General features: G+C 72.3%; 20 protein-coding genes. 11 read left to right on the plus strand and 9 right to left on the minus strand.

Features of this window, described 5'->3' with window-relative positions; all coding sequences use genetic code 11:
* The first annotated feature begins 728 nt into the window (after positions 1-728).
* The 6 genes from PQI07_RS20005 (at position 729) to PQI07_RS20030 (ending at position 10,537) form a co-directional block, all read left to right on the plus strand.
* Positions 729-1,997 carry an NAD(P)/FAD-dependent oxidoreductase gene (locus PQI07_RS20005; protein WP_274927271.1) on the plus strand — a complete coding sequence of 423 codons (1,269 nt, stop codon included), beginning with the start codon at positions 729-731 and terminating at the stop codon, positions 1,995-1,997.
* A gap of 10 nt (positions 1,998-2,007) precedes the next feature.
* Positions 2,008-3,825: a NirA family protein gene (locus PQI07_RS20010; RefSeq protein ID WP_075380250.1), complete on the plus strand. Its 1,818-nt coding sequence runs from the start codon at positions 2,008-2,010 to the stop codon at positions 3,823-3,825.
* Complete coding sequence (locus tag PQI07_RS20015) at positions 3,822-5,426, plus strand: sulfite reductase subunit alpha (protein WP_274927272.1); 1,605 nt, start codon at positions 3,822-3,824, stop codon at positions 5,424-5,426. Before PQI07_RS20010 ends, PQI07_RS20015 begins: the two co-directional genes overlap by 4 nt.
* 212 nt (positions 5,427-5,638) lie before the next feature.
* Positions 5,639-8,335 carry a nitrate reductase gene (locus PQI07_RS20020; protein WP_274927273.1) on the plus strand — a complete coding sequence of 899 codons (2,697 nt, stop codon included), beginning with the start codon at positions 5,639-5,641 and terminating at the stop codon, positions 8,333-8,335.
* A gap of 108 nt (positions 8,336-8,443) precedes the next feature.
* Entirely contained in the window at positions 8,444-9,916 is a 1,473-nt protein-coding gene (gene cysG / locus PQI07_RS20025) for a siroheme synthase CysG (RefSeq protein ID WP_043384998.1), read from the plus strand.
* A gap of 126 nt (positions 9,917-10,042) precedes the next feature.
* On the plus strand, positions 10,043-10,537 hold the full coding sequence (locus PQI07_RS20030) for a cupin domain-containing protein (protein ID WP_043757527.1): 495 nt from the start codon (positions 10,043-10,045) through the stop codon (positions 10,535-10,537).
* Positions 10,538-10,552: 15 nt separating this feature from the next.
* Here PQI07_RS20030 and nudC read toward each other — a convergent pair whose 3' ends face one another.
* From nudC to PQI07_RS20055, 5 genes are all read right to left on the minus strand, one after another.
* Positions 10,553-11,455 carry an NAD(+) diphosphatase gene (gene nudC, locus PQI07_RS20035; protein WP_043351766.1) on the minus strand — a complete coding sequence of 301 codons (903 nt, stop codon included), beginning with the start codon at positions 11,453-11,455 and terminating at the stop codon, positions 10,553-10,555.
* Positions 11,456-11,462: 7 nt separating this feature from the next.
* Positions 11,463-11,882: an HIT domain-containing protein gene (locus PQI07_RS20040; RefSeq protein ID WP_274927274.1), complete on the minus strand. Its 420-nt coding sequence runs from the start codon at positions 11,880-11,882 to the stop codon at positions 11,463-11,465.
* 81 nt (positions 11,883-11,963) lie between these two features.
* Entirely contained in the window at positions 11,964-12,557 is a 594-nt protein-coding gene (locus PQI07_RS20045) for a hypothetical protein (RefSeq protein WP_236952938.1), read from the minus strand.
* A 121-nt stretch (positions 12,558-12,678) separates the two neighbouring features.
* Positions 12,679-13,542, minus strand: a complete 864-nt coding sequence (locus tag PQI07_RS20050; protein ID WP_043351769.1) for a universal stress protein — start codon at positions 13,540-13,542, stop codon at positions 12,679-12,681.
* Between the two features lie 27 nt (positions 13,543-13,569).
* Complete coding sequence (locus PQI07_RS20055; RefSeq protein WP_274927275.1) at positions 13,570-14,763, minus strand: acyltransferase family protein; 1,194 nt, start codon at positions 14,761-14,763, stop codon at positions 13,570-13,572.
* Between the two features lie 256 nt (positions 14,764-15,019).
* Here PQI07_RS20055 and PQI07_RS20060 point away from each other — a divergent pair, with 256 nt between their 5' ends.
* The gene (locus tag PQI07_RS20060) at positions 15,020-15,721 is read left to right on the plus strand and encodes a DUF4142 domain-containing protein (RefSeq protein ID WP_274927276.1); all 702 of its coding nucleotides are present in this window, start codon (positions 15,020-15,022) and stop codon (positions 15,719-15,721) included.
* Positions 15,722-16,033: 312 nt separating this feature from the next.
* Here the strand turns inward: PQI07_RS20060 and PQI07_RS20065 are convergent, their stop codons facing one another.
* From PQI07_RS20065 to PQI07_RS20075, 3 genes are all read right to left on the minus strand, one after another.
* Positions 16,034-16,699 carry a carbonic anhydrase gene (locus tag PQI07_RS20065; protein WP_043351772.1) on the minus strand — a complete coding sequence of 222 codons (666 nt, stop codon included), beginning with the start codon at positions 16,697-16,699 and terminating at the stop codon, positions 16,034-16,036.
* A gap of 45 nt (positions 16,700-16,744) precedes the next feature.
* The gene (locus tag PQI07_RS20070; RefSeq protein WP_043351773.1) at positions 16,745-17,260 is read right to left on the minus strand and encodes an NUDIX hydrolase; all 516 of its coding nucleotides are present in this window, start codon (positions 17,258-17,260) and stop codon (positions 16,745-16,747) included.
* Between the two features lie 115 nt (positions 17,261-17,375).
* Positions 17,376-18,119 carry a DUF429 domain-containing protein gene (locus tag PQI07_RS20075; RefSeq protein ID WP_274927277.1) on the minus strand — a complete coding sequence of 248 codons (744 nt, stop codon included), beginning with the start codon at positions 18,117-18,119 and terminating at the stop codon, positions 17,376-17,378.
* A 101-nt stretch (positions 18,120-18,220) separates the two neighbouring features.
* Here PQI07_RS20075 and PQI07_RS20080 point away from each other — a divergent pair, with 101 nt between their 5' ends.
* Together PQI07_RS20080 and dut are read left to right on the plus strand one after the other, a co-directional pair.
* Positions 18,221-19,102: an HpcH/HpaI aldolase/citrate lyase family protein gene (locus PQI07_RS20080; protein ID WP_053608356.1), complete on the plus strand. Its 882-nt coding sequence runs from the start codon at positions 18,221-18,223 to the stop codon at positions 19,100-19,102.
* Positions 19,099-19,569: a dUTP diphosphatase gene (gene dut / locus PQI07_RS20085; RefSeq protein ID WP_274927278.1), complete on the plus strand. Its 471-nt coding sequence runs from the start codon at positions 19,099-19,101 to the stop codon at positions 19,567-19,569. Before PQI07_RS20080 ends, dut begins: the two co-directional genes overlap by 4 nt.
* A 6-nt stretch (positions 19,570-19,575) precedes the next feature.
* Here dut and PQI07_RS20090 read toward each other — a convergent pair whose 3' ends face one another.
* A complete protein-coding gene (locus PQI07_RS20090; protein ID WP_043351780.1) occupies positions 19,576-20,451 on the minus strand; it encodes an ATP-binding protein in 876 nt (291 codons plus the stop codon).
* 165 nt (positions 20,452-20,616) lie between these two features.
* Here PQI07_RS20090 and PQI07_RS20095 point away from each other — a divergent pair, with 165 nt between their 5' ends.
* Positions 20,617-21,060 (plus strand): OsmC family protein, encoded by a 444-nt coding sequence (locus PQI07_RS20095; RefSeq protein ID WP_043351783.1) that lies wholly within the window; start codon positions 20,617-20,619, stop codon positions 21,058-21,060.
* Positions 21,061-21,139: 79 nt separating this feature from the next.
* The gene (locus PQI07_RS20100) at positions 21,140-21,505 is read left to right on the plus strand and encodes a YybH family protein (protein WP_043351782.1); all 366 of its coding nucleotides are present in this window, start codon (positions 21,140-21,142) and stop codon (positions 21,503-21,505) included.
* Positions 21,506-21,517: the final 12 nt, after the last annotated feature.

Below are 21,517 nucleotides of genomic sequence, written 5' to 3' on the forward strand. Positions count from 1 at the left end.
TATGCCGGGGCGGCCGTGTCCCCCGCGCCTGCAACGACAACCGGCGGGCCGGTGCGCGCCACGCTTGGTATTGGGTGTTGGCGGCCGGCGCGATGCCGACTCTGGGCCTCCTGGCGATGCTGTCGCAGCTCCTTTAGCCTCCACATCAATTGGACTGGTTATCGTCCAGCGAGAGTGGGAGCCGAGTGCCCGCGCTGTCCGAAAGGACAGAATTCGACATTCGTTACAGGTAGAATGTCGTTCAAATACGGAAGTTGTTCACATATAAGTTCGGTATTTCGTCGTCGAAGTATTCTCGACCGACTTTTGCTCGCTCTCCAATTTGCCCGTGTCGTGATCTCGCGACGGTAAGCGCCGAGCCGACCCTCCGTCAGTCCGGAAGTCATCCTTAACCCTCCGCAGCTTGCCCCACCGCGCCGCTGGCGCGTGATCGCTTTTGCGACGGGCCGCACAGATTTTGTGCAGCGCCGATGGGCCGCCCCTGGGGCACCTCCGATCTGCAGGCCTCGCCCCGGCGGCAGCGTCCACGCGCGCCGTGCGGCGCATTTCGATTGGCACGGAACCTGCGAGGCGAGCCGCGTCCGTCAACGGCGACGGACAGCGCCGTCAGCGAGGCCGCTGATCCGGTTCTCCTGAGGCTGAAGCCTGCCGGGAGACGACCGGCAGCGGCTTTTTCGTGGGCGGTCCGCCAACGACCCTGCAATCGAGGTTCCAGACACGATCGAGCGATGGCGACATCCCCTAAGGACACACGCGGACACGACGCGCGCGCCGAGAGCGGCCTGCCGCGCGAGAGATTGGTCGTCGTCGGCAACGGCATGGCCTCCCTGCGCTTCCTGGAGCGGCTCACGGAGATCGCACCCGGCCGTTACGACATCACCTGCATCGGCGCCGAGCCGACGGTCGCCTACAACCGGGTCCTGCTCTCCTCGCTGCTCGGCGGCGAGGTCGACGAGGCGGCCTGCGCCTTCCGCGGCCTCGCCTGGTACGCGGATCACGGCATCCGCCTGATCACCGGCGCGCCGGCGACCCGGATCGACCGGGAGAACGGGTGCGTCCGCGTGGGCGAGACCCACGTCCTGCCCTTCGACAGGCTGGTCCTCGCGGTCGGCTCCCTGCCGATCCGCCTGCCGAAGCCAGGCATGGATCTCCCCGGCGTCATCACCTTCCGCGACCTCGCCGACGTGGCGGCGATCCGGAAGGCCGCCGTGCAGCACGCCCGGGCGATCGTCATCGGCGGCGGCCTTCTCGGCCTGGAGGCGGCGGTCGGGCTCGCGCGCCTCGGCGTCGAGACCACGCTGCTCCACGTCATGGACCGGCTGATGGAGCGCCAGCTCGACCACCATGCCGCCGCGCTCGTGAAGCGTGCCATGGAGGCGCGGGGGGTTCGGGTGATCCTCAAGGCGGATACCGCCCGTCTCGGAGGAGACGGCCGCGTCGAGCGCCTCGTCCTGGCGGACGGCACCGCGCTCCCGGCCGACCTCGTGGTGATGTCGGTGGGCGTGCGCCCCTCGGTGGCGCTGGCGCAGGACGCGGGACTGGCGGTCGGCCGGGGCATCACGGTCGACGACCGGATGACCACCTCGGACCCGCGGATTTTCGCGCTCGGCGAGTGCGCCGAGCACCGCGGCCAGATCTACGGCCTGGTCGAGCCCGCCTACGAGCACGCCGAGACGCTCGCCCGCCACCTCGTCGGTGAGCCGGCCGAGTACCGGGGCACGGCCCTGTCCACGAGCCTGAAGGTGTCGGGCCTGCCGGTCTTCTCGGCCGGGATCGTGGACACGCCCGACGATGCGGAGGCGATCGTGCTCTCCGACCCCGGCGCCGGCCTCTACCGCAAGCTTCTGGTGCGCGATGGAAAGCTGATCGGCGCGGTGTTCGTCGGCGACATCGCCGAACAGGGCGCCTGCAAGGGCCTGATCCGCTCCGGCGACCCGATCGAGAACGTGGACGACTTGATGTTCGGGCGCCCCGTGCCCGAGCCGCTGGCTGCTTGAGGAGGCGCGGATGTCCGAGACCACCACCCAGAGCGCCGCAGGCGCGTTCGAGGCCGAGCAGAAGCGCTATCTCGAGGGCTTCGCCTCCGGCATCGCCGCCGTCCGCATGACCGGCGGCCTCGCCGCGGGCGGGGCCGGGGCGGCCGCGCCGCCCGCCGAGCCCACGGGCCCGGACGCGATCCACATCAAGGCGCAGGACAAGACCGTCAAGGCGGGCGGCAAGCTCTGCGACCAGGAGAAGTGGAAGCGCGCCGAGAACCCGTTCGACGGCCACAACCGCCTGATCCAGGAGGCCGCCGCCGGCAAGCAGCCGAAGCCCGAGGACAATTTCCGCTGGCGCTACCACGGCCTGTTCTGGGTCGCGCCGAACCAGGTCTCGTACATGTGCCGGCTGCGGATCCCCAACGGGATCCTGCACCATTGGCAGTTCGCGGGCGTCGCCGACCTCGCCGACGAGCATGGCGGCGGCTACGTCCACGTCACCACCCGGGCGAACCTCCAGGTGCGGGAGATCGGCCCCGAGCATGCCCAGCCCTTCCTCGACGGGCTCACCGATATCGGCCTCACGGCCCGGGGGGCGGGCGCCGACAACATCCGCAACGTCACCGGTTCGTCGACCGCCGGCATCGACGCCCAGGAGCTGCTGGACACGCGCCCGCTCGCCAAGTCCTGGCACAACTGGATCCTGAACGACCGCTCCCTCTACGGCCTGCCGCGCAAGTTCAACGTCGCCTTCGACGGCAGCGGCGTGATGCCGACCCTGGAGGAGACCAACGACATCGGCTTCCAGGCGGTGGAGGTTCTCGACGGCGCTTCGGTGCCTCCGGGGATCTACATGCGCCTCGTGCTCGGCGGCATCTCGGGCCACCGCGACCTCGCCCGCGACACCGGCATCGTCCTGAAGCCGGAAGACTGCAACGCGGTCGCCGACGCGATCATCCGGGTGTTCATCGAGAACGGCGACCGGACGAACCGCAACAAGAGCCGGATGAAGTACGTCCTCGACGCCTGGGGCTTCGACAAGTACCTCGCCGCCGTCGAGGACAAGCTCGGCCGCAAGCTCGACCGGGTCGCGCCCGAGCACGTGGCGCCGCGTAAAGCCACCGACCGCTACGCCCATGTGGGCGTCCACGCCCAGAAGCAGCCCGGCCTCAACTGGGTCGGCGTGGTCCTGCCGGTCGGCAAGATGACGAGCGATCAGGTGCGGGCGCTCGCCAAGATCGCCGCGGAGTGCGGGGACGGCCAGATCCGCCTCACCGTCTGGCAGAACTTCATTTTTTCCGGTGTTCCGGACGCGAAGGTCGCCGAGGTGGAAGCCCGCGTGGACGCGCTCGGCCTCACCACCAAGGCCGCCGGCATCCGCTCCGGCCTCGTGGCCTGCACGGGCGCCAAAGGCTGCAAGTTCGCGGCCTCCGACACCAAGGGCCACGCGCTGATCATCGCCGACCATGTCGAGAAGGCCGTGCCGAACCTCGACGTGCCGGTGAACGTCCACCTCACCGGCTGCCACCACAGCTGCGCCCAGCACTACATCGGCGATATCGGGCTGATCGGCGCCAAGGTCGTCGTCTCGGAGGAGGGCGACACCGTCGAAGGTTACGACGTCGTGGTCGGCGGCGGCTTCGCCGAGAACCCGAAGATCGGCACCGAGATCTGGCAGGCCGTGAAGGCCGAGGATGCGCCCTCCCGCGTCGAGGCGCTGCTGCGCGCCTACCTCGCCCTCCGCCAGGGCCCCGAGGAGAGCTTCCAGGCCTTCACCAGCCGCACCGGCGCGGAGGCGCTCCGCGACGCCGCCGAGGACCAGCCCGCCCTGAAGGCCGCCGCATGACCCAGCACGTCTCGCCCCCCCTCGTCCTGATCCCCGAGACCGCGCCCTTCAACGAGGACCAGCGCGCTTGGCTCTCGGGCTACTTCGCGGCCCTGCTCGGCCCCGCCGTCGCGGGCGCCACGGCGCTCGCGCCCGGCGAAGGCCCCGCGACCGGGCCGAAACTGGCCGACAACGACGACGCCCCCTGGCACGACCCGTCGATGCCGCTCGGCGACCGGATGGAGATGGCCAAGGATCGGCCCGAGCCGCAGAAGCTGATGGCCGCCATGGCCCAGCAGGATTGCGGCCAGTGCGGCTACAACTGCGCCGACTACGCCAACGCGATCTTCCTGAAGAACGAGGCGCGCCTGAACCTTTGCCAGCCCGGCGGCAAAGAGACCCTGCGCATGCTCAAGAAGCTGGACGAGGAGTTCGGCGCCGCCGGGGGCGCCCCGGCCGCGCCGAAGGCGGACGATGACGCCCCGAAGGCCGCCGCCGACCTCGGGCCGCTCGGCTTCTGCCGCGAGAACCCGGTCGAGGCGCTGTTTCTGTCCCGCCGCCGCCTCAACGATCCGGGCGGCGAGAAGGAGACGTGGCACATCGAGATCGGGCTGGACGGTACGCCGATCCAGTACGAGGTCGGCGATTCGCTGGGCCTGTTCCCCGCCAACGCCCCGGCGCTGGTCGACGCGGTGATCGCGGAGCTCGGCGCCCGGCCCGAGCGGGTGATCGGCGAGAAAACCCTGCGTGAGCACCTGCTGATCAACTACGCACTGGGTGCCGCGCCGGACAACCTCTACCAGCTCCTGTCGCTCCTCACCTCGGGGCCAGCCCGCAAGAAGGCGCAGGCGCTGGCCTCCGGCGAGGATCCGGACGGCGATGCCGCCTATCTCGACGTCCTCGGCGCCCTGCACAAGTTCCCGGGCGCGCGGCCCGACGCCGAGGTCTTCCTGGAGGCCTTGGACGAGCTGCAGCCGCGGCTCTATTCGATCTCGTCCTCGCCCAAGATGGATGTCGGCCGCGTGTCTCTGACGGTGGACGCGGTGCGCTACAACCACCGCTCGCGGCTGCGGCTCGGCGTCGCCTCGACCCATCTCGGCGAGCGCCTGCCCGAGCAGACCAAGGTGAAGGTCTATCTTCAGAAGGCGCATGGCTTCGGGCTGCCGGCCGATCTGTCGAAGGACGTGATCATGTGCGGCCCCGGCACCGGCATCGCGCCGTTCCGGGCGTTCCTGCGGGAACGCGCCGCCACGCAGGCGCCGGGCCGCAACTGGCTGTTCTACGGTCACCAGCGCCAAGCCAGCGACTTCTTCTACAAGGACGAGCTGACCCAGCTGAAGGACGACAAGGTGCTCACCCGCCTGTCCCTGGCTTGGTCCCGGGACGGCAAGGAGAAGACCTACGTCCAGGACCGGATGCGCGAGAACGGCTCCGAGCTGTGGAAGTGGCTCGAGGGCGGCGCGCATTTCTACGTCTGCGGCGACGCCAAGCGCATGGCCAAGGACGTCGAGCGGGCGATCATCGACGTGGCCGCGCAGCACGGAGGCAAGAGCCCCGAGGATGCGGTGGCGTATCTCGCGGCGCTCAAGAAGGCCGGGCGCTATCAGGCCGACGTGTACTGAGCAGCCCAACCCTCCACCCCCCTCTGCGGGGGAGGGTGCCCCGCGGATGCGGGGCGGGAGAGGGGAGCGACGGTGCAGAAGAGGGCTGTGGCCTTCATGAAGGCTGCACCCCTTCCGGACGCGTCGCTCCCCTCTCCCGACCCCCTTCGGGGGCCACCCTCCCCCGCAGAGGGGGGAGGGAGACGCGGCGCGAACCTTCGAGGACTTCAGCCATGACCCAGCCCGTGGCGGCGCCGACGGTGCGGACCACCTGCCCCTATTGCGGGGTCGGGTGCGGCGTGCTCGCGAGTCCGGACGGGCAGGGCGGCGCCACGATCGCGGGCGACACCGACCACCCGGCCAATTTCGGGCGCCTGTGCTCGAAGGGCTCGGCGCTGGGCGAGACCCTGTCGCTGGAGAACCGCCTGCTTCACCCGCAGGTCGACGGCGCGCAGGTCTCGTGGGATGCGGCCCTCGACACGGTCGCGGGCAAGCTCCGCGCGGTGGCCGAGGAGCACGGCCCGGACGCGATCGCCTTCTACCTGTCGGGCCAGCTGCTCACCGAAGATTATTACGTCGCCAACAAGCTCGCGAAGGGCTTCATCGGCACGCCGCACGTGGACACCAATTCCCGGCTGTGCATGTCGAGCGCGGTGGCGGCCCATCGCAGGGCCTTCGGCTCCGACACGGTGCCGGGCTGCTACGAGGATCTCGACGAGGCCGACCTGATCGTGCTGGTCGGCTCCAACACCGCGTGGTGCCACCCGATCCTGTTCCGCCGCATGGCCGACGCCAAGGCGCGCCGCGGGACCAAGTTCGTGGTCATCGACCCCCGCCGGACCCAGACCGCGGAGGAATCCGACCTGTTCCTCGGCATCCGGCCGGGCACCGACACCGCGCTGTTCTCGGGCCTGCTGGTCTACCTGTCCGACAACGGCTTCCGCGATCGCGCTTTCATCGATTCCCATACGGCCGGCCTCGACGGCGCCCTCGACCGCGCCCGCCAGATCGCGCCGGACGTCGCGGCGGTCGCCGCCGTCACCGGCGCGCCGGAGGCCGACATCGCGGCCTTCTACGCCCTGTTCGCCGGCACCCGCCGGGTGGTCACGGCCTTCTCGCAGGGGGTGAACCAGTCGGCGCAGGGCACCGACAAGGGCAACAGCATCATCAACTGCCACCTCGTCACCGGCCGCATCGGCGAGACCGGGATGGGGCCGTTCTCCCTGACCGGCCAGCCCAACGCCATGGGCGGGCGCGAGGTCGGGGGGCTGGCCAACATGCTGGCGGCCCACATGCACTTCACCCCCGAGGAGGTGGACCGGGTGCGCCGCTACTGGGGCGCCCCGCGGATCATCACCGGCGAGGGCATGAAGGCGGTGGCGCTGTTCGAGGCGATCGCCCGGGGCAAGATCAAGGCGCTGTGGGTGATGGGCACCAACCCGCTGGTCTCGATGCCGCGGGCCGACGCCATCCGCGAGTCTCTCGCCGGCCTCGACCTCTACGTGGTGTCCGAGGCGGTGGCGGATTCCGACACCGCCCGGGGCTGCGGCAGGACCACGGTGCTGCTGCCCGCCCAGGCCTGGGGCGAGAAGGACGGCACGGTCACCAATTCCGAGCGGCGGATCTCCCGCCAGCGCCGCTTCCTCGCGAGCCCCGGCGAGGCGCGGCCGGACTGGGCGGCGCTGGCCGATGTCGGCCGCCGCCTCGGGCACGGAAAGGCCTTCGCGTTCGACTCCGCCGCCGCGATCTTCCGCGAGCATGCCGGGCTCTCGGCCTACGAGAACAACGGCACCCGCGACTTCGACCTCGGCGCGCTCGCGGACATCAGCGACGCCGCCTACGACGTGACCCTGCCGGTGCAGTGGCCCATCCCGAAGCGCTCCGGCTTCCGGGGCGCCCCGCAGGGCAAGGCCAGGCTGTTCGGCGACGGCCGGTTCTACACCTTCGACCGGCGCGCCCGCTTCGTCGCGGTGCAGCCGCCGGCCCTCGCGCTCGCGGCCTCGCCGACGTTCCCGCTCATGCTCAACACCGGCCGGGTCCGCGACCACTGGCACACGATGACGCGCACCGGGAAGAGCCAGCGCCTCTCGGCGCACCGGGCCGTCCCGTTCGTCGAAATCCACCCGGACGACGCGGCGGCCCACGGCCTCGCGGAGGGCGACATCGCCCGGCTCACGACCGAGCACGGCGCGGCCGAGCTGGAGGTGACAGTCACCGACACGGTGGTGCCGGGCAATCTGTTCATGCCGATGCACTGGGGCGGCGCCTTCGCGTCGCAGGCCCGGGTCGGCGCGCTGGTGCGCGGCATGACCGACCCGGTCTCGGGCCAGCCCGAACTCAAGGCGACCCCGGCGGCCATCGCGTCCGTCGGCTACCGCGCCCGCGGCTTCCTGCTGACGCGCCGGCAGGTGGCGATGCCCGAGGGCTGGTGGTGGGCGCGCGCCGCGATCACCGGCGGCTGGGGCGCGCAGTTCGCCACCGCCGACAGCTCCCGGGCGGTGGCGCTGATGGTGCGCGGCCTGATCCAGAGCGAGGCCCTGTCGGGCTGCGAACTGGCGGAATATGCCGATCACACCCGCAACCGCTACCGCTGCGCGGTCTATGACGGCGACCGCCTCGTCGCCTGCCTCGCCTACGCGCCCGCGGGGGAGCGGCCGGACTGGGAGGCCGCCAAGGCCCTGTTCGCCACCGAGGTGCCCGACGCCGCCGAGCGACGGGCGCTGCTCTCGGGCCGCGCGGCCACGGCCTCGGCGGGGCCCGTGGTCTGCGCCTGCCACGGCGTCGGCGCCGACGTCATCGCCACCACCATCGCCGGGGGCGCCGCCTCGGTGGAGGCGGTGGGCGCCGCCTGCAAGGCCGGCACGAATTGCGGCTCGTGCATACCGGAGATCCGCAAGATGCTGGCCGGGCAGACCGCATGCGCCGCGTGATTTTCTGATACACTTGCCGGCGAGGACAGACCGACCCGTCCAACCGGACCCCCTCATCCTGGGGGGGTGGACAGGAGAGGCCGGTTCGAGACGATTCAGGACAGGCCCGTGACCGAGACCCCCCTGCGCGCAGCCCGCGCCCCCCGCGAGACCAAGGCCGCCGGCCTGGAGCCGCTGGCGGTGCTGCCCGTCTTCGTGCCCCTGCGCGGCAAGCGGGTGGTTCTGGCCGGATCCTCCGGCGGGGCGCCGTGGAAGGTGAAGGTCCTGGCGGCGGCCGGCGCCCATGTGGACGTCTACGCCCCCGATCCCGGCGAGGAGCTGCGCGCGGTCCCGGGCGAGATCGTCGATGGGCACGTCACGCTGCACGAGCGCGCCTGGACGCCGGACGACCTCTGGGGCGCGGCCTTCTGCATCGGCGCCCTGGAGGACGAGGCCGAGTGCGTCGCCTTCGTGGTGGCGGCCCGCGGAGCCGGGGCGATCGTCAACGCGGTCGACCGCCCGCATCTCTGCGACGTGAAGTTCGGCGCCATCGTCAACCGCTCGCCGCTGGTCGTGGGCATCTCGACGGAGGGCGCCGCCCCGGTCTTCGGCCAGACCGTGCGCGCCCGGATCGAGGCGATGCTGCCCCGGGGCTTCGCCCGCTGGGTCGGCGCCGCCCGCGACTGGCGGGACGGCGTCACGGCGCGCTTCCACGGCTTCGCGGAGCGCCGTGCCTTCTGGGAGCGCTTCACCGACCGGGCCTTCGCGGAGCCGGACCGCGCCCCCTCCGACACGGATCTCGCGGAGTTGCTCGGCGAGACGGAAGCCGCCCCGAAGGGCGGAGCGGTGACCCTGGTCGGGGCCGGCCCCGGCGACGCGGAGCTTCTGACCCTCAAGGCGCTGCGGGCGCTCCGCAACGCCGACGTGATCCTCTACGACGACCTCGTCGCCCCGGAGATCCTCGACTATGCCCGCCGCGAGGCGCGCACCATGCTGGTGGGCAAGACCGGCCACGGCCCGTCCTGCCGCCAGGACGACATCAACGCGCTGATGGTCCAGCTCGCCCGCTCGGGCAAGCAGGTGGTGCGGCTGAAATCCGGCGACCCGCTGGTCTTCGGCCGGGCCGGCGAGGAGATCGAGGCCTGCCGGGCCGCCGGCATCCCGGTCACCGTGGTCCCCGGGGTCTCTGCCGCGCAGGGTGCAGCGGCGGCGCTCGGCGTGTCCCTGACCCATCGGGACGCCGCGCGCCGGCTCCAGTTCGTCACCGGCCACGACCGCCGCGGGGCGCTGCCGGACGACCTGAACTGGGGGGCGCTCGCGGATCCGAGCGTCACCACGGTGATTTACATGCCCAAGCGGACCCTGCGGGCGCTGCTGGCGCGCGCGGTGGAGGAAGGTCTGGCGCCGTCGACGCCGGCGCTGCTCGTGTTCAACGCGACGCGCCCGAACCAGCAGGCCCTGCGGGGCACGGCCGCCGACCTCGCCGACCGGGTGGAGGCGGCGGGGCTCGAAGGGCCGGCGCTGCTGATGGTCGGTACGGCCTTCTCGGAGATGCGGAGCGCCGTGACGGAAGACGGGGCGCAGAGCCGGATGGTCGTCTGACCGCACGGATCCCGCGTGCCCCGCGCGGCTTGCGACGATCTGAAACGGTTGCCCTGCCTGGGAAACGGCCCGCCCGGACCCAGAACTGCCCGTGGGCCCAGGCCTTGGGCAGAAACGGAGGGTGGAATGACACGGTCATGGATCAGCGCCGCGGCGGCGCTGGCGATGCTCGGCGGTTTCGGGCCGGCTTCGGCGGCCGACCACGCCGGGCTGGTGGTGGTTCCGGATGGCGCCTCCGCCACCTACGAGCCCGGCCCGCCCAACCTGCCCAGAGGGACCCAGATCAGCCGGATCGCGGGCGATCCGTCGAAGCCCGGCGCCTTCGTGCTGCGGGTGAAGGTGCCGGCCAATACGGTGATCGCGCCGCACACCCATTCCAAGCCCGAGACGCTGACGATCCTCTCGGGTTCGATCCATCACGCGCACGGGCGGACCCTGGACAAGACCAAGGGTTCGGTGCTGAAGGCCGGCGGCTTCGTCTACCTGCCGGAGGACATGCCGCATTCGTTGTGGACCACCGACGAGCCGGTCGAACTGCAGGTCAACGGCTCCGGGCCGTTCGGGCTGAACTACATCAACCCCGCCGACGATCCGAGCCGGGACGCCGGCAAGCCCGGCTAGAAACGGGCGGGGGGCTCAGGTCTCGCCCGCCACGAACGCGCGCATCAGGTAGTGCGCGATCGCCATGGGCGGCGGGGCCTGGATCCCCTCGGGATGCGTCCCGTCGAGCATCGCCGCGACCGCGTCCCGGTCGAACCAGCGGGCATCCTCCAGCTCGTTCGGATCGGTCACGATGGCCGCGTCGAGGGCCTCGGCGGCGCAGCCAAGCATCAGTGAGGACGGGAACGGCCAGGGCTGCGACGTCCGGTAGGTAACGGCGCCGACGCGGATCCGCGTCTCCTCGAACACCTCGCGGCGGACCGCGTCCTCGATCGTCTCGCCGGGCTCCAGGAAGCCCGCGAGGCACGAGAACATGCCCGGCTTGAAATGCGGTCCCCGGCCGAGCAGGCAGGTGTCGCCCCGGCGCACGAGCATGATCACCACCGGATCGACCCGGGGGAAGTGGTGGGCGTCGCAACCCGGGCATTCGCGCCGGAAGCCGCCGGCCTTCGCCACCGTGGCGGTGCCGCACTTGGCGCAGAAGCCGTGGCGGGCGTGCCAGTCGAGCATCGACTTGGCCACGGCCAGCAGGCCGAGCTCCTCGGCCTCCACGGCGGATTCGGTGGCGATCGACCGCAGGTCGAGGGTGCGGACCGGCGCCTCGGCGAACCGCTCGGCCGCCTCGGCGGGGGCTGCGGCGGCGAAGACGGGCTGCCCGTCCCGGTGCCCGAGGAAGATGCGCGTCCCGCCGTCGAGGCCCGCCGCCTCCGCGGGGGCGATCAGCGCGGTCGATCCGCGCAGCACGATCCGGTCGCCGCAGATCAGGACGAGGCGCGCGTCCGGCGCGTCGAAGGCGGGCACCGCCTCCTCGGGCTGCTCGGACGAGTGGCGGTCGAGGCGGTTGCGGACGAATCCGAGGGTGTCGCGGGGATCGGTCATGCCAGGGTCAGGCCGCGGAGAACAGGGCGCCGGCGCGCTCGATGAGCTGGGCGCGGGCGTGGGGTGGATAGGGCTTGCGGGTCTCGAACCCCCAGACCGGACCCGGCCAGGCCGGATCCGACCGGAATCGGCCGATGACGTGGACGTGGAGCTGCGCCACCACGTTGCCGAGGGCGCCGACATTCACCTTGTCGGGCTTCGACAGGGCCTGCATCACCCCCGTGGCGAGACGGATCTCCTGCCAGAGCGCGGCGGCATCGGCCTCGGAGAGATCGGTGATCTCGCAGAGGTCCGGGCGGCGCGGCACCAGGATCAGCCATGGGAACCGGGCATCGTCCATCAGCAGCACGCGGCACAGGGCGAGGTCGCCCACCTCCGCCGTGTCGGCGGAGAGGCGCGGGTCGAGGGTGAAGGCGGGCTCGGTCATCGGGACACGATGTAGCGCAGCTTCCGCATCGGCGCGCGGGTTTGGTGCGCCGCCGATGATGCGGCGCGGGTCTCGTCCGCCTCAGAGCCCCGGCACGACGCCCTGGCGGCCGACCGCGATCGTGCCGGCCACGAGGCCGCCCTCCGGGTGGGAGCGGGCGAAGATCGTCACGGCGGCGCCGGGCTGGAGCATGGCTTTCTCGCCCGGGGCGAACTGCGTCACCGGCGCACCGTCTGGGATCGCGAAGGACGCCTGCCCGTCCTTGTAGGCGAGCGTCACGCGCATCGGCGGCCCCCTCTGCAGGTCGGCGACCCAGCCGGCCGTCAGGCTCGCGCCCTGCGCCGTGTCCCAGGGCTGGCTGCCCGCCTCGAAGCCGCGCTCGGAGGGCGAGTACAGGGTCACCGCGGTCGCCTGCCGCGGCTCGGGGCCGGCCTCGCCGATGACGCTGACGTAGCTCTCGGGTTTGATGTTGCGGAGGCTCGCGGCATTGACCGCGTAGATCCGGGTGCGCGGGACCATCCGCACGGTGAGGGTGCCGCCGCTGGCGCGGCGGATCTCCAGGCGCTCCGAGTCGGCCCGAACCACCGTGCCGCGGAACCGGACCGTCGTCGGCTCCGCCCGGGCGGCGCCGACGGCTGAGATCGCCAGAAGGCCGGCGAGGAAGAGGCGTCTCACGGGGCTCGTCACGGGACTCCTTTCGCGGCGTCGCACCATCCGGACGCGGGAGCCGAACGCCACGGGCCGGCGCCGGTTCCCGGCGCGGTCCCGGTTGCCGCCGGCCCGGTCCGCGCAGCGGTCAATGGGCCATCAGCACCGGCATGTCGGCATGGGCCAGGACATGGCTGGTGACGCCGCCGAAGATCATCTGGCGCAGGCGGCTCTGGGTGTAGGCGCCCTTGATCAGCAGGTCGCAACCGAAGGCCTTGGACTCCGCCAGGAAGGTCTCGCCGGGCACCCGCCGGCCGGCCGGCAGCGCCCGGTGCGACGCGTCCACGCCCTCGCAGGCCAGTGCCTGGGCGAGATCCTGGGCGGTCGGGCCCGGCACCATGCCGCCCTCGACGCTGAGCACCAGCACCCGCTCGGCCCGCCGCAGGAACGGCATCGCGAAGGCCACCGCCCGGGCGGTCTCGGTGGAGCCGTTCCAGGCGATGACCACCGCGTCGCCGAGGCTCGCCGGGGCGCTGGGTGGGGCCAGAAGGATCGGCCGGCCGCTCTCGAACAGGGCCGTCTCGAAGGTGGTCATGCGCGGGGCATTGTCGGTCGTGCCCGGACGCCCGACCACGGTGGCCGAGAAGAGCCGTGCATACTGGCCGAGGAACGCGTCGCCGGTGGGGACGTCCTGCCGCCAGCGGTAGCGCGGGCCGGCATCCGGCACGCGATCCGGAATGCACAGGCCGTCGCGGGCATGCCGCGGGATGCCGGCACCGTCCATGAAGGCGATGAAACGGCTGCCCGCCTCTTCGGCCTCGGCCCGGTCGGCCTCCTCGTCGCGCAGCCACGTCATGCCGCCGACCATGTCGACGGGGACGTACTCGGCGAGGGCCGGGCGCAGGGACACGCCCTCGATCAGGCTGCCGAAGCGCGTCGCCGCCAGCCGGGTGGTCTCGAAGACGGAGGGCAGGGCGTCGTGCATCGCGACGGGTACGAGCAGGGTCTTCATGGTGGCAATCTCCCCGGTCTCGAGAGGCTAATCCGCCCGGCCGCCCGGTGGAACCGGGGCCAGCGCGGCGCGCACACGGTTTTGCGGCCCGCGCGGATCGAGGCGCGCCCGCAGGATCCGGGTCAGCGGCGCCTCGACGAGGCGGTGGACCACGAGCGCGGCCGCCACGCTGCCGGCGAGCATCAGGACCATGCTGCCCCAGGGCTGCACGGCCGGCGCCAGCCCGAGCCGGAGCAGCCCCTCGCGCACGAGGCGCAGCGCGAAGGGATGCACGAGATAAAGGGCGTAGGAGGCGTCGCCCAGCCCGGCGAGCCCGCGCACCGGGACGGGAAGGCGCGCGACCTGGGCGGCATCGCGCGTCGGTCCGAGGGCGGCCGCCACCAGCAGGGCGGCCGGGCCGCCGACGAGGAGGGGCCGCAGAAATCCGTCGGCCCCGCCTTGGCCGGCGAGCACGCGCGCGGCCAGGACGAGCCCGACGCCGCCCAGAACCGTGAGACCGACCCGCAGGGGCAGGCCCGGCCGGTAACCCCCGCGGTAGGCGAGGGCGAGACCGGCGCCGGCGACGAATTCGAGCACGATCGGATCCGTCCAGAAGCGGAGCGGCACCGGAAGATCGGGCACGAGGGCTCCGACAGCCACGAGGAGCACAAGGCCCCCGCACAGCCAGGCGACGGCGCCGCGCCGGCCGAAGCCGAGCCCTGCCGCGAAGACTGCGTAGAAGAAGGCCTCGTAGTTCAGGGTCCAGCCGAGGCCATAGAGCGGTTGGACGGTGCCGTCGGGCCGGGCCACCGGCCAGAACAGGAAGCTCGCCACGAGGGCTGCGGGATCGCCGAGGAGGGCCGCCGCGTCGCCGAGCAGATCCGGCCGGGCCAGCGCGAGGGCGAGGAAGACGAGGCTCACCAGCCAGTAGAGCGGGACCACCCGGGCGATCCGATGGGCGAGGAAGCGGGCCCGCCCCCCCGGCCTGCCGGCCAGCCGGATCCCGGTATGGACGATGACGAATCCGGAGATCACGAAGAACAGATCGACCCCGCCCCACCAGGGCAGGAGCGTTTCCGGGGCGGGCGCGTGGCCGAAGCCGCGCTCCGCCAGCAGCCCCGCCTCGTGCCGCGCATGATGCCAGACGACCATCAGGGCGGCGGCGGCGCGCAGGACCTGGAGCAGGACGAAGATCACCGGGCGACCATGCCTCGCCCCGCGCCCCGCCAGCAGGGCGCGCATGCGGTTCCGCCGCGGCTGCAGCCGAGGTCGGAGGCGGGCCGGACGGCGATCGGTCCGGCGGCCGAGTCTGCGGACCGGCGGCTCACCCCGCGGACCGCCGCCCTTCGGCCACCGCCCCATCCGGGGCGAAAACGGCAGGAACCATAAGCCCATAACCTCGTTGACCGACCAATTCGCGAACCCGCCTGCGCCCGATCCTTCGTGCTGCGCATGCGACCTGCCAGAGTTCGCGTATCCATTTCGAACAGAGGTCCCGATGCTGAAGAACTATGCTGCCGCGTCCGCGCTTGTCCTGGCGCTGTCGACCCCGGCCCTGGCTCAGAGCGCCAACGACTTCCGCCTCCAGTCGATGCAGGCGAACGCCTTCGAAATCCAGTCCTCGCAGATCGCCCTGTCCAAGTCGCGCAACCCGAAGGTCCGCTCCTACGCCCAGGAGGTCCTCCGCGACCACCGGGCCGCCAACGTCGCCCTGGCGGGCGGCCAGATGAACGGCGTGGCCGGCGATCCGGGCGTCGGCGGCCTGATCACGGCGCCGATCGCGGTGGCGGGCAGCGCCGTGGGCGCCGGCGTCGGCGCGGCGACCGGCGTGGTCGGCGGCACCCTCGCGGGCGGACCGGTCGGCGGCCTCGAGGGCGCCGGCGCCGGTGCGGCGCGCGGCGCCGCCGCGGGCGGTCAGATCGGGCGCGGCGACATGATGGCCACGGGCGCCTCGACGATGGTGGCGCCGAGCCCCGAGCAGCAGGCGATGCTGGCCGAGCTGTCGTCGACCCCGGCCGGCCCGCGCTTCGACCGCGTCTATGCCAGCCAGCAGCTCCAGGCGCATCAGATGACCATCGCGATGACGCAGGCCTACGCCCAGAGCGGCCCGAACCCGGCCCTACGCAACTACGCCCAGCAGGCCCTTCCGGCCCTGCAGATGCACTACAACCAGGCTCAGCGCCTCCCCGGCGCGATGTAAGGGTCATCGTCAGGGACGGCCCGGCTTCCGCCGGGCCAGACCTCCGGCGGCGGGTGCGAGCCCGCCGCCGTTTTCATGTCCGGCCCCTCTGCCCCGACCACCGGCTAACCCGCGGGCGCGCCGCGTTCACGGGCCGGCACGTTGCGCCATTCGTTTCCGCCACGGACGGGCCGCGCAGAGGCAATGCCGAGATCCGCGCGCCGACCGGAGCCCCAAACGAAAACGGCCGGTGCGCGATGCGCAGCCGGCCGTTGCCGCAAAGTTACCGATCGGAGCCGGTCAGCCGACCCCGTTCTTCGGCGCGCGTCGCGCTCAATCGCACGCGATGGCGGCGACCGAGCGAACGGTCTGGCCCGTCGTGTCGATCGGCGGCTTGAACACGCCGGTCTCCGGGTCGCGCACCAGCAGGGAGCCGCTCGCCACGCCGAAATGCGCGCCGTGGATCTCCAGACGGCCGTCGTCGACCCGCTCCTTCACGAACGGGAAGGTCAGCAGGTTCTCCATGCTCTGGACGACCACCGCATGCTCCAGCTTGGTCAGGTAGTCCGGCGCGCCGGGATCGCCGGCCTTGTCTTCGGCCTGACCCACGAGCGAGACCCACTTGCCGATGAAGTCGCCGGGAGAGAGCGGCTTGGCCTTGTTGGCGTAGGCCTTGATGCCGCCGCAGGTGGCGTGGCCGAGAATGACGATGTGCTTCACCTCCAGAGCCTGGACGGCGAATTCCAGCGCCGCCGAGGTGCCGTGGTACTGACCGTCCGGCTGGTAGACCGGCACGAGGTTCGCGACGTTGCGGATCGTGAACAGCTCGCCCGGCCCGGCGTTGAAGATCGCGCTGGGCGACACCCGGCTGTCACAGCAGCTGATGACCAGGATCTCCGGGTTCTGTGTGGAGGCGAGCTGCGCGAAGCGCCGGCGCTCGGTCGGGAAGCGGTCGAGGAGGAAGGACCGGTAGCCTTCGGTCAGGTAGACGGGGAACATAAAGGCGTCTCCAGTTAGACAATCCCGCGACGGCAGGAAGTGAACTCAAAGTTCTCGCCAGGCAAGAACGCGTGGGTGGGCCGGAATAGTCCCGTTCGCGAGATCCGCGGCGAGATCGGCGAGACCGGCCGGCTCGAAGTGCTCGCCGCTGGCGCGCAATTCGTCGATCGGCCACCAGCGTGTCCCGATCAGCGGGTTGTCCTCGGTCTCGGCGAGGCGGCTCGTATCGACCCGGTCGTCGGGCAGGCGGACGAGGAAGTAGCGCTCGCGGGCGTCCCGCGCCTGCCGGAACAGGTGGAACGGGCCGTCGCAGGCGGCGACCTGCGGGCCGATGGCGACATCGCCGCGGCCGATCTCCTCCTCGAGCTCCCGGCGACAGGCGGTGACGTGGTCCTCGCCGGGCTCCAGGCCGCCCCCCGGCATGAACCAGAACCGCAGGGGCGCGCCGTCCGGCCCTTTGGCATGGACCGACGTGTAGGCGATGAGCAGGATCCGATCCTGCGGATCGAGCACGATCGCGCGGGCGATGTGGCGGACGGGCAGGGGGTTCGCGGCGCTCATGCAGCGAGAGCTAGAGCGGGCGCGGTGAACGGACACCGCCTGTGCGCGAGGCTGCGTGCAAAACAGCACGTTGGGTCGCGCACGGCGCCGGTTGCGATCCCTGGCGGACGGCCGCTCAGGACGGCGCGCGCAAAGCCGGGGCCCAGATCACCACGGGAAGCCCGAACGCGTCCCGCTCCGGCGGATCCGGCAGCGGCACGGCGCATCCGAGGCGGATGTCGCGGGCGACCACCAGGGCGGCCAGCGCATCCAGATGGTCGTCCTCCGGAATGCCCTTCGCCCGGGCCTCGATCAGCGCGCCCGGCAGGCCCGCCGCCGCGAGGAGCGCCCGGCGCAGGTCGAGCCCCTCCCGGGCGCGCCGGCCCTTCTTGGGCAGGCCGAGCGGCCGGCCGCCGTTGAGGGTGTGGAAGGCCACCTCGGGATGGACCTCGTGGACCCGCGCCCGCACCTCCGGCCGCTCCCGCAGGAGCGTGTCGACCGCGCGGACGGCGCGGAAGATGTTGTAACCCTGGATCGAGGGCGCGAAGGGCGGGTCGCTCGCCTCGCGCGAGGCGGCCTTCGCGGCTTCATAGTCGGGGGCGTAGACCGCGCTCCGCGGCGGCATCGGAAACACCGATGCCCGCGCCGGCCCGAGCCGGGCGCGGGCCGCCCGGTCGGCGGCACGTCCGCCGCCGATGATCCGGTCCGGCAGGCCGATCGGCACGTCGATCCCGACGATGCAGGGCCGCTCCGGGGCGTCGAGCAGCGCGGCGACGTCGGGGAACAGGGCAGAGCGGTGCCGGTCGGGATCGTCGAGGTCGAGGAGCGCGCCCGCCCAGGCTCCGCGGCAGCCGTCCAAACCCGCGATCCAGCGTGCCATGCCGTTCCTTCCTCGCGCGACGCGCGGCGGGCGTTCTTGCCGGGATGCGCAGGGAAAGCTATCCGCGTCGCCGAGGGCGCCGCCGGCCCGGGAGAAGCGTGATGAGCGAGATCCGTCCCCGTCGCAGCGTGCTGGCGATGCCGGGCTCCAACGCCCGGGCGCTGGAAAAGGCGCGGTCGCTCCCCGCCGACGTCATCCTGATCGACCTTGAGGACGGCACGGCCCCGGAGGTCAAGGCGGCCGCCCGTGCCCAGGTCGCCGCAGCGGTCACGGCGCGCGGCTTCGGCGCCCGCGAGGTGGTGGTGCGCATCAACGCGCCCGAGACCGAGGACGGCGAGGCCGATCTCGTGGCGCTCGCTGCGGCCGCACCGGATGCCATTCTGGTGCCCAAGGTGCGCACCTCCGACACGCTGATCGCGGTCGGATCCCGGCTGCGCCGGCTCGGCGCGCCCCTGGCGACGCGGGTCTGGGCGATGATCGAGACGCCGATGGCGGTGGTGAACGCCGCCGAGATCGCGGGCGCGGCCCGGGACGTGGACGGGCGGCTCGCCGCCCTGGTGATCGGCCCGAACGACCTGCTGAAGGCGTCCCGGATCCGGCCCCCGGGGCGGGCCGCCCTGATGCCCTGGCTGATGACCGTGCTGGCCGCCGCCCGGGCCTACGAGATCGAGGCGATCGACGGCGTCTTCACCGACCTCGCCGACGCGGCCGGATTCGAGGCGGAGTGCGTCCAGGGGCGCGACCTCGGCTTCGACGGCAAGATGCTGATCCATCCGAGCCAGATCGGCCCGGCCAACGCGGCCTTCGGCCCGGATGCCGCGGAGATCGCGCAGGCGCGGTCGTTGATGGACGTCTTCGACGCGCCGGAGAACCGGGCGCGCGGGGTCATCGCGGTGGATGGGAAGATGGTCGAGCGCCTCCATGTCGAGGCCGCCCGGCGGACCCTCGCCATGGCCGAGGCGATCGCGCGTCTCGGCGCGTGAGCGACCGGCCGGAGATCGGCCTGCGGCTGCTCGATCCGCGGCTGCCGGGCTGGGGCTTCCCGCGCTGGGGCTCGCCGGCCGCGGCCGGCCTCGACCTGCACGCCTGCCTCGACGCGCCGCTGGTGCTCCCGCCCCAGGGCAAGCCGGCGCTGATCCCGGCGGGGTTCAGCGTCCTGATCCGCAATCCCGATTGGTGCGGCCTGATCTTCCCGCGCTCGGGGCGCGGGCACCGCGAGGGTCTGGTGCTGGGCAACGGCACCGGCGTCATCGACGCGGATTACGAGGGGCCGCTGATGGTTTCCGCCTGGAACCGCGACGAATCCGAGCCGGTCCGGATCGAGCCGGGCGAGCGGATCGCCCAGCTGGTCTTCACGCGGATCACCCGGCCGGTCCTGACCGTGCTGGGTGGCGAGCCCGGCCCCGGCTCCGAGCGGGGGTCGGGCGGGTTCGGGTCGAGCGGGCGGTAGGCGCCCTCAGTCGAGCGTCTTGCCGAGTCGCCCCGCCAGATCCTGGATGAACTGGAAGGCGGTCCGGCCCGAGCGGGAGCCGCGGGTGGTGGCCCATTCAAGGCATTCGGCGCGCAGCTGCTCCGGCGGCACGGCGAGGCCATAGCGCTCGGCATAGGCGCGGATCATCGCCAGGTACTCGTCCTGGCTGCACTTGTGGAAGCCGAGCCAGAGGCCGAACCGGTCCGAGAGCGAGACCTTCTCCTCGACCGCCTCGCCGGGGTTGATCGCCGTGGAGCGCTCGTTCTCCACCATGTCGCGGGCGAGCAGGTGCCGGCGGTTCGAGGTGGCGTAGAACAGCACGTTGTTCGGCCGCCCCTCGATGCCGCCATCGAGCGCGGTCTTGAGCGACTTGTACGAAGTGTCGTCGGCGTCGAAGGAGAGGTCGTCGCAATAGACCAGCCAGCGATGCGGGTCCGGCCGAAGCAGGGCCATCAGGTCCGGCAGGGCCTCGATGTCCTCGCGGTGGATCTCCACGAGCTTCATCGGCCGGCTGCCGGCGGGCCTGCGGGCGTTGATCTCGGCATGGGCCGCCTTGACCAGCGACGACTTGCCCATGCCGCGGGCGCCCCACAGCAGGGCATTGTTGGCCGGCAGGCCGCGGGCGAAGCGCTCGGTGTTCTCCACCAGGGTGTCGCGCGCCCGGTCGATGCCGGTGAGCAGGCCCATCTCCACCCGCGCCACCTGCGCCACCGGGGTCAGCCGGCGCTCGGGGCCCCACAGGAAGGCGTCCGCGGCATCGGGATCGAAGGCCGGCGGGGCGGCGGGCGCGGCCCGCTCCAGCGCGGTGGCGATGCGCTCCAGGAGCGGCATCAGGGTATCCAGGGTCGCGGGGCTCGTCATCGGATCGGGGGGTTCGCGTACGGGTCGGTCAGGCGGCCGGTTCTACGGGGAAGATCCGGGGAAATCATCCGTATCCGGATGCATGGCCCGGGCCTTCCGAACGGGAACCCGGATCGGGCGTTGATCATCGCGGCAGCACGGGTGCCGTAACGGCCGGGGGGCATGATGGACGCGGGACCGACGATCCGGATCACCCAGGTCGCCGATTACGTCTTCACGGTGGATTTCGGCGCGGCCCTGCCGGCGCTTCTCACCGACGAGGCGCCTCCGATCGGCGGCGGGACCGGGCCGTTCCCCGAGCAGCTGCTGATCTCCGGCGTCGCGAACTGCCTCTGCGCCAGCCTGGTCTTCGCCCTGGGGAAATTCCGCCAGGAGGCGCGGGGCGTGGCCGCCGAGGCGTCCTGCCGGCTGGAGCGCAACCCTGCCGGGCGGCTCCGCGTCACCGCGATCGACGTGCGGATCCGCCTCGGCGCGGCGGCGGCCGACATGCCGCGGATCGACCGGGTGCTGGAGCAATTCGAGCGGTTCTGCACCGTCTCGGAGAGCGTGAAGGCCGGGATCCCGGTCGCCGTGTCGGTGGCCGATTGCGACGGCACGCGCCTGAAATGACCGGCGCCTCGGGGAAAGATCGGCCGCCCGGCGCATTGCCTAGCACCAACCGGCCGCCGGAGCCGGACGAGGAGACGCCATGTCGGATCAGACGCGAGAACCCGCCCGCGCCCCCGAGGACCTTGCCGCCCTGTTCAACCAGCGCGCCAATGCCGGCGATGTCGAGGGCCTCGTCGCCCTCTACGAGCCCGAGGCGGTGCTGGCCGCCGGCCGGGTCGTCGCCACGGGCCATGCCGAGATCCGGAGCTTCTACGCCGACCTGCTGGCGCGCAAATCCGACTTCCCGGCCCCGGAGACGCTGCCGCCCCTGCGCAACGGCCCCCTCGCCCTGACCTTCGCGCGGCTGCCGAACGGCGCCCTGTCGGTGGAGGCCGCCCGGGAGCAGGCGGACGGGACGTGGCTCTGGGCGATCGACCAGCTCAAGATCGCGCCGCCGAAGAGCTGACCGTCGGCCCGG

Source organism: Methylobacterium sp. 092160098-2 (assembly GCF_028920805.1).
GTDB classification, from domain to species: Bacteria; Pseudomonadota; Alphaproteobacteria; order Rhizobiales; family Beijerinckiaceae; genus Methylobacterium; species Methylobacterium fujisawaense.

Coding starts and splice junctions, on each gene's coding strand:
- PQI07_RS20005 (WP_274927271.1), top strand. CDS start 729: ATGGCGACATCCCCTAAGGACACACGCGGACACGACGCGCGCGCCGAG.
- PQI07_RS20010 (WP_075380250.1), top strand. CDS start 2,008: ATGTCCGAGACCACCACCCAGAGCGCCGCAGGCGCGTTCGAGGCCGAG.
- PQI07_RS20015 (WP_274927272.1), top strand. CDS start 3,822: ATGACCCAGCACGTCTCGCCCCCCCTCGTCCTGATCCCCGAGACCGCG.
- PQI07_RS20020 (WP_274927273.1), top strand. CDS start 5,639: ATGACCCAGCCCGTGGCGGCGCCGACGGTGCGGACCACCTGCCCCTAT.
- PQI07_RS20030 (WP_043757527.1), top strand. CDS start 10,043: ATGACACGGTCATGGATCAGCGCCGCGGCGGCGCTGGCGATGCTCGGC.
- nudC (WP_043351766.1), bottom strand. CDS start 11,455: ATGACCGATCCCCGCGACACCCTCGGATTCGTCCGCAACCGCCTCGAC.
- PQI07_RS20040 (WP_274927274.1), bottom strand. CDS start 11,882: ATGACCGAGCCCGCCTTCACCCTCGACCCGCGCCTCTCCGCCGACACG.
- PQI07_RS20050 (WP_043351769.1), bottom strand. CDS start 13,542: ATGAAGACCCTGCTCGTACCCGTCGCGATGCACGACGCCCTGCCCTCC.
- PQI07_RS20055 (WP_274927275.1), bottom strand. CDS start 14,763: ATGCGCGCCCTGCTGGCGGGGCGCGGGGCGAGGCATGGTCGCCCGGTG.
- PQI07_RS20060 (WP_274927276.1), top strand. CDS start 15,020: ATGCTGAAGAACTATGCTGCCGCGTCCGCGCTTGTCCTGGCGCTGTCG.
- PQI07_RS20065 (WP_043351772.1), bottom strand. CDS start 16,699: ATGTTCCCCGTCTACCTGACCGAAGGCTACCGGTCCTTCCTCCTCGAC.
- PQI07_RS20070 (WP_043351773.1), bottom strand. CDS start 17,260: ATGAGCGCCGCGAACCCCCTGCCCGTCCGCCACATCGCCCGCGCGATC.
- PQI07_RS20075 (WP_274927277.1), bottom strand. CDS start 18,119: ATGGCACGCTGGATCGCGGGTTTGGACGGCTGCCGCGGAGCCTGGGCG.
- PQI07_RS20080 (WP_053608356.1), top strand. CDS start 18,221: ATGAGCGAGATCCGTCCCCGTCGCAGCGTGCTGGCGATGCCGGGCTCC.
- PQI07_RS20090 (WP_043351780.1), bottom strand. CDS start 20,451: ATGACGAGCCCCGCGACCCTGGATACCCTGATGCCGCTCCTGGAGCGC.
- PQI07_RS20095 (WP_043351783.1), top strand. CDS start 20,617: ATGGACGCGGGACCGACGATCCGGATCACCCAGGTCGCCGATTACGTC.
- PQI07_RS20100 (WP_043351782.1), top strand. CDS start 21,140: ATGTCGGATCAGACGCGAGAACCCGCCCGCGCCCCCGAGGACCTTGCC.